This window comes from Pseudoalteromonas sp. DSM 26666 (genome assembly GCF_900116475.1).
Taxonomy (GTDB): domain Bacteria; phylum Pseudomonadota; class Gammaproteobacteria; order Enterobacterales; family Alteromonadaceae; genus Pseudoalteromonas; species Pseudoalteromonas tetraodonis.
On record NZ_FPAR01000003.1, the window covers coordinates 330,211 to 343,309 of the forward strand.

At 40.1% G+C, this 13,099-nt stretch carries 12 protein-coding genes; 5 read left to right on the forward strand and 7 right to left on the reverse strand.

The features are described from left to right. Positions 1–169: 169 nt before the first annotated feature. Positions 170–1,510 carry an L-cystine transporter gene (locus tag BM380_RS07685; protein ID WP_090493829.1) on the reverse strand — a complete coding sequence of 447 codons (1,341 nt, stop codon included), beginning with the start codon at positions 1,508–1,510 and terminating at the stop codon, positions 170–172. 291 nt (positions 1,511–1,801) lie between these two features. Between BM380_RS07685 and BM380_RS07690 the strand changes: the two genes are divergently transcribed. Further along, positions 1,802–2,329, forward strand: coding sequence for a hypothetical protein (locus BM380_RS07690; RefSeq protein WP_008111407.1), 528 nt, complete (start codon positions 1,802–1,804; stop codon positions 2,327–2,329). Positions 2,330–2,398: 69 nt separating this feature from the next. Here the strand turns inward: BM380_RS07690 and BM380_RS07695 are convergent, their stop codons facing one another. Both BM380_RS07695 and BM380_RS07700 read right to left on the reverse strand, forming a co-directional pair. Next, entirely contained in the window at positions 2,399–3,586 is a 1,188-nt protein-coding gene (locus BM380_RS07695) for a GGDEF domain-containing protein (protein WP_254772060.1), read from the reverse strand. Positions 3,587–3,842: 256 nt separating this feature from the next. Next, entirely contained in the window at positions 3,843–4,985 is a 1,143-nt protein-coding gene (locus tag BM380_RS07700) for an alkene reductase (RefSeq protein WP_175527453.1), read from the reverse strand. A gap of 110 nt (positions 4,986–5,095) precedes the next feature. Between BM380_RS07700 and BM380_RS07705 the strand changes: the two genes are divergently transcribed. Then, the gene (locus tag BM380_RS07705; RefSeq protein WP_033102881.1) at positions 5,096–5,980 is read left to right on the forward strand and encodes a LysR family transcriptional regulator; all 885 of its coding nucleotides are present in this window, start codon (positions 5,096–5,098) and stop codon (positions 5,978–5,980) included. Between the two features lie 3 nt (positions 5,981–5,983). On the opposite strand, the gene BM380_RS07710 is transcribed toward BM380_RS07705, so the two are convergent. Beyond that, positions 5,984–7,252 (reverse strand): mechanosensitive ion channel family protein, encoded by a 1,269-nt coding sequence (locus BM380_RS07710; protein WP_090493835.1) that lies wholly within the window; start codon positions 7,250–7,252, stop codon positions 5,984–5,986. A 119-nt stretch (positions 7,253–7,371) separates the two neighbouring features. After that, a complete protein-coding gene (locus BM380_RS07715) occupies positions 7,372–9,261 on the reverse strand; it encodes a propionyl-CoA synthetase (protein WP_090493837.1) in 1,890 nt (629 codons plus the stop codon). Between the two features lie 203 nt (positions 9,262–9,464). Between BM380_RS07715 and BM380_RS07720 the strand changes: the two genes are divergently transcribed. Further along, positions 9,465–9,875: a nucleotide triphosphate diphosphatase NUDT15 gene (locus BM380_RS07720; protein WP_090493839.1), complete on the forward strand. Its 411-nt coding sequence runs from the start codon at positions 9,465–9,467 to the stop codon at positions 9,873–9,875. Here BM380_RS07720 and BM380_RS07725 read toward each other — a convergent pair. Further along, positions 9,872–10,633, reverse strand: a complete 762-nt coding sequence (locus BM380_RS07725) for a substrate-binding periplasmic protein (protein ID WP_024601316.1) — start codon at positions 10,631–10,633, stop codon at positions 9,872–9,874. The genes BM380_RS07720 and BM380_RS07725 overlap by 4 nt on opposite strands. Positions 10,634–10,737: 104 nt before the next feature. Next, the gene (locus BM380_RS07730; RefSeq protein ID WP_013465771.1) at positions 10,738–11,736 is read right to left on the reverse strand and encodes an AraC family transcriptional regulator; all 999 of its coding nucleotides are present in this window, start codon (positions 11,734–11,736) and stop codon (positions 10,738–10,740) included. A 95-nt stretch (positions 11,737–11,831) separates the two neighbouring features. Here BM380_RS07730 and BM380_RS07735 point away from each other — a divergent pair, with 95 nt between their 5' ends. Together BM380_RS07735 and BM380_RS07740 are read left to right on the forward strand one after the other, a co-directional pair. Then, positions 11,832–12,281, forward strand: coding sequence for an SRPBCC family protein (locus tag BM380_RS07735; RefSeq protein ID WP_090493841.1), 450 nt, complete (start codon positions 11,832–11,834; stop codon positions 12,279–12,281). Next, positions 12,271–13,095 (forward strand): sterol desaturase family protein, encoded by an 825-nt coding sequence (locus BM380_RS07740; RefSeq protein WP_008111422.1) that lies wholly within the window; start codon positions 12,271–12,273, stop codon positions 13,093–13,095. Before BM380_RS07735 ends, BM380_RS07740 begins: the two co-directional genes overlap by 11 nt. The last annotated feature ends 4 nt before the right edge of the window (positions 13,096–13,099 follow it).

Consider the following 13,099-nt stretch of genomic DNA (forward strand, 5'->3'; position numbering starts at 1 on the left):
TAGTATAGTAGAGGGGCTAAAAACCGTGTGCGAAATAAACCGATTGATACAATCTATAAAAATGATTTATTAAAGTTAAATGATTAAATAAACAAATCACTAAAGAGCTTTGAAAGTGGCAGACATAAAAAAGCCCAGCGTAGGCTGGGCTATTAGATTAAAATCTGTGTTATTGATTTTTCATTAATTTACTGGTGATCACACCTGAGGTCATAGAGCCCGATACGTTGAGTGCTGTGCGTGCCATATCTATTAAGGGTTCAATAGAAATAAGTAAAGCCACAACCTCTATAGGTAATCCCATGGTAGGCAATACAACCAACGCTGCGAAGGTAGCACCACCACCAACACCTGCAATACCAAACGAGCTAATAACCACAATACCAATTAGCGGTAAAATAAACTCAAATGTAAGTGGGTCTATCCCCACACTTGGCGCAACCATCATTGCGAGCATCGCAGGATAAATACCAGCACAGCCATTTTGACCAATAGTGGCACCAAAAGAAGCCGATAAGTTCGCAATTGCCGGTGGTACTTTTAACTGGTTAATTTGCACATCGACATTCATAGGAATGGAGGCCGCTGAGCTACGTGAGCTAAATGCAAAGGTCAGTACTGGCCAGATTTTTTCAAAATAATGCTTTGGATTTACACCCACAAAGCTAAGCAATAAGCCATGCACAACAAACATCAATAAAATAGCTACATACGAGGCAACAATAAAGGCAAGTAAATTTAAAATATCGTTACTGCTAGAGTTTGCCACGACGCTTGCCATTAGGCCCGCAACACCATAAGGCGTTAGTGCAATCACCATGCGAACTAAGCTCATTACCGTAGCTTGTAGGGCGTTTACACCGTTACGAATTGGGCTGGCAAGTTCTGTTTTTTCCAGCATTACTTTACGTGCAGCTATACCAACAAGGACACCAAATATAACCGTGGCAATAATAGAGGTTGAACGTTGATTACTTAAATCCGCAAAGGGGTTTTCAGGAATAAAGCTCAGTAGCATTTGCGGCACGCTTAAGTCGGCTACATTCGCAGCTTTGCTTTGTAGGGTGTCCATTCTAGCGGCTTCTCGAGTACCCGAAACAAGCCCTTCAATACTGAGGTCAAATCCATAGGTGACAGCAATACCCACCAAAGCGGCAATTGCTGTGGTAAAGAGTAAAACAGAAATACTAATAAATGATATTTTACCTAAAGAGCCTTGGTTTTCGAGCTTTACCACTGCGGCAATCATAAAAATTAATACCAATGGCATGATGATCATTTTTAATAAACCGACATAGCCTTTACCCACCACGCTTACCCAGCTGAGTATTTCTTTAATCGTCTCTGGAGAGTGGGCAAATAAAAACTGTAGGGCTAAGCCAAAGGTGCTACCAAGCACTAAGCCAAATAAAACGGTAGGAGATAAAGAGCTGCTTTTTTGCGAAAAAAGATAAATCGCGAACAGCAAACCGACAAATAATGCCAACATTAATAATACAGCAAGCGACATAGTACCCTCTTTTGTAGCTGTGAATTAGCGCGGCACTTTAACGCTTTGTAAGACGTTAACAAAATACGCTTTCGCTATGGTATAGAATTAAAATGAATATAGTAATAATATTAAAGTATAACGAATGAGCACATTGTTGAAAAAATTAGCCCATATGATTGTATTTTCTTTAATTTATGGCGTTTACTAGATGAAAGTAAGATCTTAACTACAAATAAAATCGTAACCCTAATACGTAGTAATAAATTAATTTGTTCACTTTAGTTTTTATTTAAAAGAGGGAGTAGAGGTATGTTAAAGGCAATAATGGCACTGGTGATGGTTTTAGTGGTTAGTGGGTGTTCAACCCAATACCCAAACCAAGCACTACTTGGTAAGCAATTTCCTACTGTGACGGGAGAAAGCTTAGAGCAAAAGTCATTCACCATTCCTGAGGACTTTAACAACCCAAATACGTTGTTATTAATTGGATACAAACAAGATAGCCAGTTTGATATTGATCGTTGGCTTATTGGTTTAGATATGAGCGCAGTGAATGTGACCGCTTATGAGTTGCCCACTATTCAGGGTATGGTTCCTCGCATGTTTAGTACCTTAATCGATAGCGGTATGCGCAAAGGGATCCCAAAAGAGTTGTGGGGTGGGGTGATCACAATTTACAAAGATGGCGATAAGGTTCAGGCATTTACTGGTAACGAAAACCCGAATAACAGCCGCGTAATACTGCTTGATGAGAGTGGCAAAATTATTTACTTTTACGACCGTGGCTTTTCGGTCTCCGCGTTAAATAATTTAAAAGCGGTGATTGAAAAGCAATAGGTTGCAGATAAAATTAGTTGCCTTTGGGCACGCTATGACTAAACGTTAGCGTGCCACGTTATAAAAGCATTATTCGCTTACGTTGTTTCTGCCTTTCTTTTTAGCTCTATAAAGCGCTAAATCAGCATTTTTTAGAGCCTCGTCAAAGGTTTGTTTTGCCGTTCTTTGTGCTACGCCAATAGAAACTGTGACGTTTACCGTTTTATTGTCGTTTGTCTGTTTGCCCTTTCGGGATTTTTTATCTGTGCGTTTTGGGTTTCTGATCACCATGTCGTAGGTTGCAATATTTTGACGCAGTGTTTCTAGTTCAGGAATTGACTGCTCAGCTGTTTTTCTTGGAAATACAACGGTAAATTCCTCTCCGCCATAACGGTAAATCTTGCCACCGCCTTTAACGCCACTCATTTTTGCTGCCACTAGCTTAAGTACCTGGTCGCCAATATCATGGCCATAGGTGTCGTTGAATTTTTTAAAGTGGTCAATGTCGAGCATAGCAACGGTGTATTTTCGCCCTAATGATAGAGCAAGCTGATTAAGTGCGCGGCGCGTTGGTAAGCTCGTTAAATCGTCTCTGTAAGCTAAATAATAAGAGTCGGTACTCACCGCTAATAAATACAGAGAAGCCATAAGTACAGCAATGACAGACCAAGGAAAATCAATAACATGTTGTTGGTTAAGGCACCACACAATAAAAGTGATGAGTAACGCCGTTTGCGTCAGGTTATGTGTTCTTACGCTTTGCCAAATGAGTAAGCTGCCAATGAGCGACAGTGGTAAAGCTATGGGTAAATAAGGAAGCAGTTGAGTATAAACAGAAGGTTGTAATGATAGCCCTTGTAAATGCAGACTCAGTGCCAGCCACGCAAACGCTGCGCCGCCACATAGAATAATTAATAGGGTTCGGGTCGCAGTGTGTATTGATAAAAGTGCGCGATCTTTAATCACGGCTAACAACATTAATAAACTTGCAGCGCATAGTAAAACCCAATCAGATTGCGCTTTAAGCCAACTTGACCAAGGCAAAGCATACTCAAGTGAACATAAATAAAGTAACCAAAACGCGCACAAAATAGCAACTCGACTTCGATTAAACTGAGTGGCAAATATAGCGGTAATAATCAGTAATGGATAAACAAGATTATTAATAAGAGAGAGCTTACTTTGCCATTGGGTTTGAAATTGAGTTAATAACAAAAATAATCCACACACGGCTAAAAGACTCAAAGAAGTTGATTTAACTCCTGCTAATTTTAACAACCCATGCTCCAAAGGCCGATGCCTAAAAAAATAAAAGCTTATTGTATTGATATATAAAAATATTACTACTTTAATGCTTGTTAATTATTTAAAAACAATACTTTAAAACTAATTTTAATGCTTTTTATCGACATTTTTTAACCAAATGTATGACATTTTAGTAAATGTAAAAATAGTGAGCAGATTAAATTCAACAAAGTGGGAGACGATGTAAAAAGCGTTTAAACATTGAATAAGGCCATCCATGGCCTATTAATTAATCGTTTTTGTAGTAAGGGTAGTCACTGTAACCTTGCTCAGTCCCGCCATACATAGTGGCTGCATCGGCTTCATTTAATGGCCATTGATTTTTTATGCGCGCTGGTAAATCAGGGTTTGCAATAAAAGGGCGACCAAAAGCAAATAAATCACCGTAGCCTTTAGCTAACATCGCCACCGCTTTTTCAACAGTGTACTTACCAGCGTAAATAATACGCCCAGAAAATTCAGCTCTAGCTGCTTGATAAAATAGCTCTGGTAAATCAGGAGCATTGTCCCAATCAGCTTCTGCAATTGAAAGGTAGGCAATACCGGCTTGTTCAAGTACTTTAATCGCTTCAATGTAGGTATGGTGTGGGTCTGATTCTACTAACCCTAAATAAACACGGGTTTCATCAGTACTGCTAAATAAGGGCGCAAATCTAACCCCTAAGCGCTCAGGGCCTACTACGTCACTTACTGCCGCGACAATTTCTTTTAAAAAGCGCAGGCGATTAGTAAGAGATCCGCCGTATTCATCATCTCGTTTATTGGTGTGCTCAGAAATAAACTGATTTACTAAATACCCATTAGCACAATGCAGTTCTACACCATCAAACCCCGCTTCTTGCGCATTACGGGCAGCTTGTGCATACATGCCAACAAGCTCTTTTACTTCATCGGTTGTCAAAGCTTGTGGTTCACTTGGGTTGGCTAAAGCGCCTTGAGCCGGTCCTGTTTCAATAAAGACTTTAACGCTATCAGCTATTAGAGCTGAGGGGGCAATAGGTTTGGCTTCATTAGGCTGTAAGCTGGTGTGTGAAACGCGGCCAACATGCCAAAGTTGAGCAAAAATAATTCCACCTTCTGCATGTACTGCATCAGTTACTTTTTTCCAACCAGCTATTTGTTGATTAGAATGAATGCCCGGTGTCCAGGCATACCCTTGTCCTCTTGGTTCAATTTGAGTGCCTTCGGTAACCATAAAACCAGCACTAGCACGCTGTGCATAATATGTGGCCATCACCTCGTTGGGGATATTGCCAGGAACTGTGCTGCGTGAGCGTGTAAGTGGCGGCATTACAATACGGTTTTTAAGTGTGTATGGGCCTAAATTGATTGATGAAAATAGACTGTCGATATTTTTACTTGGTTGACTCATTTTAATACCTTTTAAATTAATAATGCTGTTTAGTGCCAATTACAATGCTGGTGAGCATAGGGATTAAAAGGTACAATTTGAAACAATGCTTTTTTGTTTAAGATACAATTATGAATGGTATATCTCGGCTTGATATAAAACAATTACGAATATTGAGTGCATTACTTAAACTAAAAAATGTGTCGGATGTGGCCCGCAAAATGGGCTTAACCCAGCAGGCTATTAGTGAGCAGCTGCGAAAATTGCGTGACTTATTTGACGATCGGCTTTTTATTCGCCAAGGCAATACAATGGTTGCAACACCTAAAGCAATTGCACTAGAGAAGCCCATTAATCAAATATTAACTCAGGTAGAAGCGTTATTAATACCTAAACAATTTACCCCAAGTAGTTACAAGGGCGTATTTACAATAAGTGCGACTGATTACGCTATAGCAGCTCTTTTGCCACAATTATTAGAAATAACAAGACGCGAAGCGCCAGGATTAAAGCTGATTATTCGTGACTTTGCCTCTGATAATGTTAATCAATTAATAAGTGCAGGAGAGCTGGATTTATTAATTAGTTTTCCTGAATTTATCCCTACAAACTTAATCTATGACACATTATTTGAAGAACAACATATTTGTATTGCGGGGAAAGACACGGTGTTTTCTTCATCGACGTTGAGCCTTGCTGAAGTGGCCGCACACCCTCAATTAGTGGTTTCAGCGTCACGTGCTAACTTACGAGGCTCTCACGACCAATGGTTTGCTGATAAGGGCTATGCGCGCAATATTGTTATGTCAGTGCCTGGCTTTTCATTTGTCCCCGATTTGCTTTGCAGTACTGACTTAATTGCTTTTTACCCATCGCGTTTACTGCCAAACGCCAAAGTGAAACAGCTTGAAGTTGAATTATTACCACCGCCATTTAAGGTGATTGCAGCGTGGCATCCACGTTCAAATAACAGCGATATTCACCAGTGGTTAATAGCGCAATTAAAACGGATTTAGTGACTATTTAATTAGTTGACGAATATCGTTCCCTGTTGGTGCCTCATGGGCACGTAACGAAAAGGCGGGTAATATCGCTAATATATGGTCAAATATATCTGACTGAATATTTTCATACTCACCCCAATTAGTTGTATTGGTAAATGCATAAATCTCAATGGGTAAGCCATTTTTAGTTGGCTCTAGCTGCCTTACCATCAGTGTCATTCCCTGATGAATATGTGGATGCTGTTTTAATAGCGCGACTAAATAATGACGAAATGTGCCAACATTAGTGAGCCGACGACCATTTAACGTACAGCTCATATCTATTTTTTTCGTGGTATTTTGCTCGTTAATAGCCGGTAGGGTAATTTCGAGGTAGTGACTTAATAAATCTGCTTTTTTCAGCGCGGTGATCTCTTGCTCATCTAAAAAGCGCACACTGCTCATTTCTATATGGATACTCCGTTTTATGCGCCGCCCACCGGATTCTGACATACCGCGCCAGTTTTTAAATGAGTCAGAAATTAGCGCATAGGTTGGAATAGTGGTAATGGTTTTATCCCAATTTCTTACTTTAACTGTGGTCAAGGCTATATCAATCACATCACCATCTGCGCCGTATTTGGGCATTTCTAACCAATCACCAATCGCAAGCATATTGTTTGCTGAGAGCTGAATACCGGCCACCAGCCCTAAAATAGCGTCTTTAAACACCAGGAGCAGTACAGCCGATAGCGCACCTAAACCACTGAGTAATATTAACGGGGATTTATTCATTAATAATGAAATCGCTAAAATACCGGTTAATACGCTGGCGATCAGTTTAATTGTTTGTAAAAAACCACGTAATGGAAAGTGAGCTGCAATGGGTTGCCTGTCAGATATTGCTTGAAAAATATTAAGCAAAGAGAACAGCGAGAGCAGTGCAAATAAAATGATCCACTGATCAGTAAACATCTCAATGATATGTAAAAAAGCCGTTCCTTCGGGAATCCAGAGCCTAGCTTGTATAACAACCACAGCACCTTGTAAAACAAAGGAAATATTACGTGTTAATTTAAGCGCTAAGTCGGCAGGCGTGTGGGTATCGGTTTGAACAACTTTATCACTAAAGCGGCCTTTAAGTAGTCGTTTTGAAACTGACCTTAAGATGAGGTGCAATATGAGCGCAAATAAGCCAACCCAGCACAGTACTAATATGTTGTACCATAAATGCGCACTCCCAGGAAAATAAAGACTAAACCATTGCAGTAAAAATTCTCGCAGCTGCGATCGTATTTCAGTCATTTATATTCCCAAGAGATTTATTTGCGTGAGTTTCATCTATTTAATGAAATCTAGTTAAGCAGATGGGGCGAGAAAAGTCTATTTAAGCCGCGCTTAAATAGACGTTTTAAAAATAATATTTATATTTTATTTTCAGCAAGTTGCAGAGTTAACTCCTCAAAAATACTCGGATCGTCAATGGTTGATGGAATTTGTAGTTCTTCACCATCAATAAGTTGACGTAAGTTTTTGCGTAAAATTTTACCTGAGCGTGTTTTTGGTAAGCGCTCTACACACATAATATTTTTAAGACACGCAATAGCGCCGATTTGATTACGCACGGTTTGCACCAATTGCTGCTCTACTTCTTTATGCGATCCATGAAAATCATTTTTTAATACCACCATGGCCATGGGGTTTTGACCCTTGAGCGCATCATTAACACCAAATACGGCACATTCAGCAACCGCGGGATGAGCGGCTACAATTTCTTCCATTTCACCGGTTGATAAACGATGCCCCGCGACATTAATCACATCATCGGTGCGGCCCATAATAAATAGGTAGCCATCATCATCAATATAACCGCCGTCGCCAGAGAGATAATAGCCTTCATATTCACTTAAATAACCGGCTTTAAAGCGTTCGGTATTTTGCCAAATAGTGGGTAAACATCCTGGCGGTAAAGGCAGTTTAATAACGACTGCACCTTGTTCATTGGGGGCGCATTCGTCACCATTCATATCTAAAATACGTACGTCAAACCCAGGAGTCGCAACCGTTGAACTGCCTGCTTTTGTAGGTAGGTGCTCAATGCCGACAGGATTACAGGCTATCGCCCAACCAGTTTCGGTTTGCCACCAATGATCAAGCACAGGTAGGCCTGTTTTTTCTTTGAGCCAATCGTAGGTGGGGGGATCTAAGCGCTCGCCTGCTAAAAACAAGCGTTTCAGACTTGAAGTATCGTATTGTTTAAACCCATCGGCATTGGGATCTTCTTTTTTTATCGCTCTAAAGGCCGTTGGTGCGCTAAATAAAGCCGTTACTTTATACTGTTCAACCACTCGCCAAAATGCACTGGCATCTGGGGTTCTAACTGGTTTACCTTCAAATAAAATAGTGGCGCAGCGGTACATAAGCGGTGCATACACTATGTACGAATGGCCTACAACCCAACCAATATCCGAAGCGGCCCAAAACACGTCACCGGGTTTCATTCCGTATACGGTTTCCATACTGTAATGCATGGCCACGGCATGGCCGCCATTTTCACGAACAACCCCCTTGGGAGTACCCGTTGTGCCTGACGTGTATAAAATATAAAGCGGGTGATCGCCACTTACCGGAACGGGATCAACGCCAGTAGCTGTTTGCATTGCAACAGCCCAGTCAATATCACGCTCAGGCATAAGTGGTGCAGTTACTTGCTCACGCTGATAAATTATACAATTTTCTACTTTATACGAGGCTGATTCGAGCGCGTTATCAAGTAACTCTTTGTATTCAATTACGGTATTCACTTCCACACCGCAAGAAGCACTGAGTACTAACTTAGGCTTGGCGTCATCAATTCTTACGGCAAGCTCATGCGCTGCAAACCCGCCAAATACGACCGAATGAATAGCGCCGATGCGGGCGCAGGCTAACATACCAATTACGGCCTCGGGGATCATGGGCATATAAATAACCACGCGGTCGCCTTTTGTTACGCCTAAAGACTGCATTACTCCTGCGAATTTAGCGACCTCTTGTTGTAGTTCAAAGTAGCTGTAGCTGCGCGCGGTATTGGTTACGGGTGAGTCATAAATTAACGCTGTTTCATCACCATGGCCGGCAATAACATGCTGATCTACCGCTAAAAAGCAGCTATTAAGTTGGCCGTCGGCAAACCAGTGATATAAACCGTTTTCATCTTGTGTGTAAGCTGTTTCGGGAGCCTGGTACCAAGGGAGGCGTTTACTTTGCGATAACCAAAACGCTGCCGGGTTTTGTTTAAACTCGTTGTAATGTTGTTTGTATTCACCTGACATAAAGGCTCCTGAGCAAAATTTAATATAACTTTATTTAAAACTAAGCGCTTTTTATCAGGAGTGATATTCGACTATGGTCGGTTAAATAATGAACGAGTTGTTTGGTTTTTAGCTAACGCTATGGTTTATAAAGAACTAACGACTAGTTTGATGATTTAAATGAGGTAACATATAAAAATGATGAACTATTTAATGTGGTAATAATGAGTCAAGTTGTCAGAGTAGGCGTTGCAGTGATAGTAATGCATGATAATAAAATTTTACTCGGTGAACGGTTAGGTGCGCATGGTGCAAATACGTGGGCAACCCCTGGGGGGCATTTAGAATTTGGTGAAACGGTTGAGCAATGTGCAGTACGCGAAGTCGCAGAAGAGACAGGGCTTAATGTTACTAATATTCGTAAACTCGATTTTACCAACGATATTTTTAGCGCCGAGAACAAGCACTATATTACTTTATATGTACAGGCAAAGTATGAAGGTGGCGAGCCTGTGAATAAAGAGCCTAACAAATGTTTACAGTGGCGTTGGTGCGATATTAATAACTTACCTTCACCTTTATTTACTTCATTGAAAAATTACTTAACGCAAGGCGTTTTACCTACTCAAGACTAAAGGCGCGTTGGAATAGGGAGCTGCCATTTATTTAAAATTTGTTGGTATTCACCGCTTTCTTTTATCGCGTTTAATCTATCAGTAATAATTTTCGCTGTTTGCGGGTTAAGCTGCTTACTTGCTGCAAAGTGAAGAGAAGAAGGTAGCTCATCTAAATGTATACGCTTAGTAATTAAGTTTGGGTCGAGCCCTGCTCGCTTTAACTCGTTTTCAAGGGTGAGGGTGTTAGTCACCACAAAATCGATACGATTTTTATACAGCATTCTCCATAGCTGCTGGTAGTAACTGACTAAGACTAAATTCTCACTTTCAGTAAAGCCTTGAGCTTCTAAATAAGCTTGTGCAGAATAACCGCGAATAGTGGCTACTTTGTATTCTTTGGCAAAGTTTAAGTGAATCACTTCATCGTTATGACTGCGTAAACTTACTAGGTATGCATCTGCAAAATACACTTTTCCCAGCCACTTAAACTGGCTGTTTCTGTTTGGCGTTTTTAACAGTGACAGCATGATGGCATTAGGATTGGCTTGTTGTTGTTGAAACATACGCGCCATCGGCATTATTTCAAACGTTGCTGTTAAAGCCGTGCCTTTTAATACTGCTTTAGCGATATCTACTAAGGCACCCTGCGCTTCACCTTGAGGGTTTTTAAAATGATAAGGGGGCAAATCTTCAGCGATGAAGGTAACCGGGTTTGCGTGACAGACCGCACTATAAAAAACCAATACAAAAACAGTTAACATCATACGCAAACGCATAAATAATTGTCTTTAAAGCAATACATGAGGCTAGTGTAAATAAAATCAATAAAAAGGTACACGTTAAATGTGTGTTTTAGGTAATCAAATTGTTTAATTATTGTTTAATTATTGTTTTTTATAAATTGACGAGGTGAGCATTGATACCAGCGCTTAAAGGCGCGATTAAAAGAGCTTTGATCATTAAACCCCAACATAGTTGCAATACTGCTTAGCGAATAATGAGGAATATATGTTAACAAACGGCGTTTTTGCTCTTGCTCAAGGAGAGCGGCAAAATTGGTGTTTTCTTGCTTTAGATGACGTTGCACTGTGCGCGGGGTCATATTTAAAGCACTAGCCGTTCTGATCAGTGAACAGTCCTGCAAATCATATTTAGCCATTAAAATATGATTAATTTTTTCTGTTAATAATTGCTGACTTTTAAACTGGGATAGCTGTTGCTCTGACATTTGCTTTAGCACAGCGTTAATCTGGGAGTTATCGGTTTTAAAAGGAAGGGTTAAGTAACTACTTGGAAACTCTACTTGATTAAAGTTAGCGCCAGCTTTTACTGGGCAATTAAACCATTGCGCTAATTGTTGTAACTCACTGTCTGAAAAATGTGCTGTAAAATAAACGCAACTAGGCGAAAGCTGAGGATTAAGCAGTTGGCGTATAACACTTACCCACGCGGTCATATTTCGTAATACGGCTTGTGGACTGCACTGTGGGTCTGCTAACCAGGTTACCTTGCAAAGTGTTTGTTGCTGTTCAAACTCAGCACGCCCTATGTTAGCCACTAAACTGTCGTAGCTCAGTAATGCAGTAATGGCACTGGCTAGATTAGTACTCGATTCAATTAAATACCCAAGTACACCAAAATCAGCGGTACGTATTTGTTTTCCTAATTCAAACCCGAATAAGGAGTCATTTAGCGTTTGCTGTGCATAACTAAGCAGCGCATTATAGCTTTTTAAGCTAATACGAGGCGCTAATTGTTGTGTTTGCTTATTTGTATATTCATCAAATTCAATGGCAGTTAGTATCTCTTGGCTATCTAATCCTGTGCTTTGAAGATAATCCAAACAGCTAGAAAAGTAATGATCGGCTAAGGTTTTCATTTGTCGCCTAAAGCTAAAAAATAGTCATCTAATCGCAAGTTTGCCATGCAATATTTTTATATGCTAGAGATCTATAAAAATAATATGGGCACACAATGATTGAGATAAACGTTAAACATAGTGTGGCAGCAACGCCTGAACAATTACGCACCTTATTATTAGCGCATGCTGATTTGGGGCGCTTTTTTAATGCGCAGTTTGAAGTGTTAACACCGCAAGACTCGGGTGAAATAAGTGGTGGAAAAGGCACCATTAGACAAATAAAAATGCAAGGTACAACATTTAAGGAGCAAATAATAACGGCCGATAATAGCCACATTTGTTACCGCATTTTAGGGGATAAACCCGTTGCACAGCACCGTGGTGATATTTACTTAAAAGCCAATAATACTCAGCCATCACTCACCGAGATCAGCTACCATATTCGTTGTATTGCGCCTTTGTGGTTACCCGACTTTATACTGGCTTTTTTTATAAAAAAAGATGTTAGCCAAGCACTTAAAAAAATAGCCAGCTATTTTCAGGAGAAACGTCATGAGCATTGAAATTATTTTATTGGCACTGAGCCCTATTTTTTTGCTGTTTGTAGGGGTTGAGTTTATAAAATTTAGACGTTACTACGATATAAAAGACAGCTTAGCCAACGCGTTACTTGCTTTATTACATCAAGGCGCTGATGCCATTGCGTTATTATTATTAATGCCGTTTTTTTATTGGTTGTATCAGTTTCGGCTATTTGATATTGAATTGACGCTATTTACTGTATTAGGCGCTTTTTTACTGCAAGACTTTTTATACTATTGGTTTCATCGTGCATCACATCATATTCATTGGTTATGGGCCGCTCATGTAGTGCATCATAGTTCTACTAAAATGAACTTTACCACGGCATTTAGGCAAAGTTTAATGTATCCGCTGGCGGGAATGTGGCTATTTTGGTTGCCGATGATATTAATAGGCTTTGAGCCTGTGATTGTTTTTGCGGTGGTGGCACTTAATTTGGCTTATCAATTTTTTGTACACACGCAAGTGGTAAAAAAGCTCGGTTGGTTTGAAGCATTATTTAATACCCCATCGCATCATCGGGTGCACCACGCTATAAATAATGGCTACTTAGATAAAAACTTCGCTGGCGTTTTAATTATTTGGGATAAATTATTTGGCACTTATGTAGAAGAGGATGAAAACAAGCCCTGTAAATACGGCATTATTGGTCAATTAAACAGTAATAACCCAATCAAAATCACCTTTCATCAGTGGCAGTATTTATTTAAAAGTACTTACCAAGCTAAAGGGTTAAAAGCCAAGTTAAACGTGTTGTTTGGCTACCCAACAAGCTCTCAAAGTAGTAATAAGTAAGCCT

Coding starts and splice junctions, on each gene's coding strand:
- BM380_RS07685 (WP_090493829.1), bottom strand. CDS start 1,510: ATGTCGCTTGCTGTATTATTAATGTTGGCATTATTTGTCGGTTTGCTG.
- BM380_RS07690 (WP_008111407.1), top strand. CDS start 1,802: ATGTTAAAGGCAATAATGGCACTGGTGATGGTTTTAGTGGTTAGTGGG.
- BM380_RS07700 (WP_175527453.1), bottom strand. CDS start 4,985: ATGAGTCAACCAAGTAAAAATATCGACAGTCTATTTTCATCAATCAAT.
- BM380_RS07705 (WP_033102881.1), top strand. CDS start 5,096: ATGAATGGTATATCTCGGCTTGATATAAAACAATTACGAATATTGAGT.
- BM380_RS07710 (WP_090493835.1), bottom strand. CDS start 7,252: ATGACTGAAATACGATCGCAGCTGCGAGAATTTTTACTGCAATGGTTT.
- BM380_RS07715 (WP_090493837.1), bottom strand. CDS start 9,261: ATGTCAGGTGAATACAAACAACATTACAACGAGTTTAAACAAAACCCG.
- BM380_RS07720 (WP_090493839.1), top strand. CDS start 9,465: ATGAGTCAAGTTGTCAGAGTAGGCGTTGCAGTGATAGTAATGCATGAT.
- BM380_RS07725 (WP_024601316.1), bottom strand. CDS start 10,633: ATGCGTTTGCGTATGATGTTAACTGTTTTTGTATTGGTTTTTTATAGT.
- BM380_RS07730 (WP_013465771.1), bottom strand. CDS start 11,736: ATGAAAACCTTAGCCGATCATTACTTTTCTAGCTGTTTGGATTATCTT.
- BM380_RS07735 (WP_090493841.1), top strand. CDS start 11,832: ATGATTGAGATAAACGTTAAACATAGTGTGGCAGCAACGCCTGAACAA.
- BM380_RS07740 (WP_008111422.1), top strand. CDS start 12,271: ATGAGCATTGAAATTATTTTATTGGCACTGAGCCCTATTTTTTTGCTG.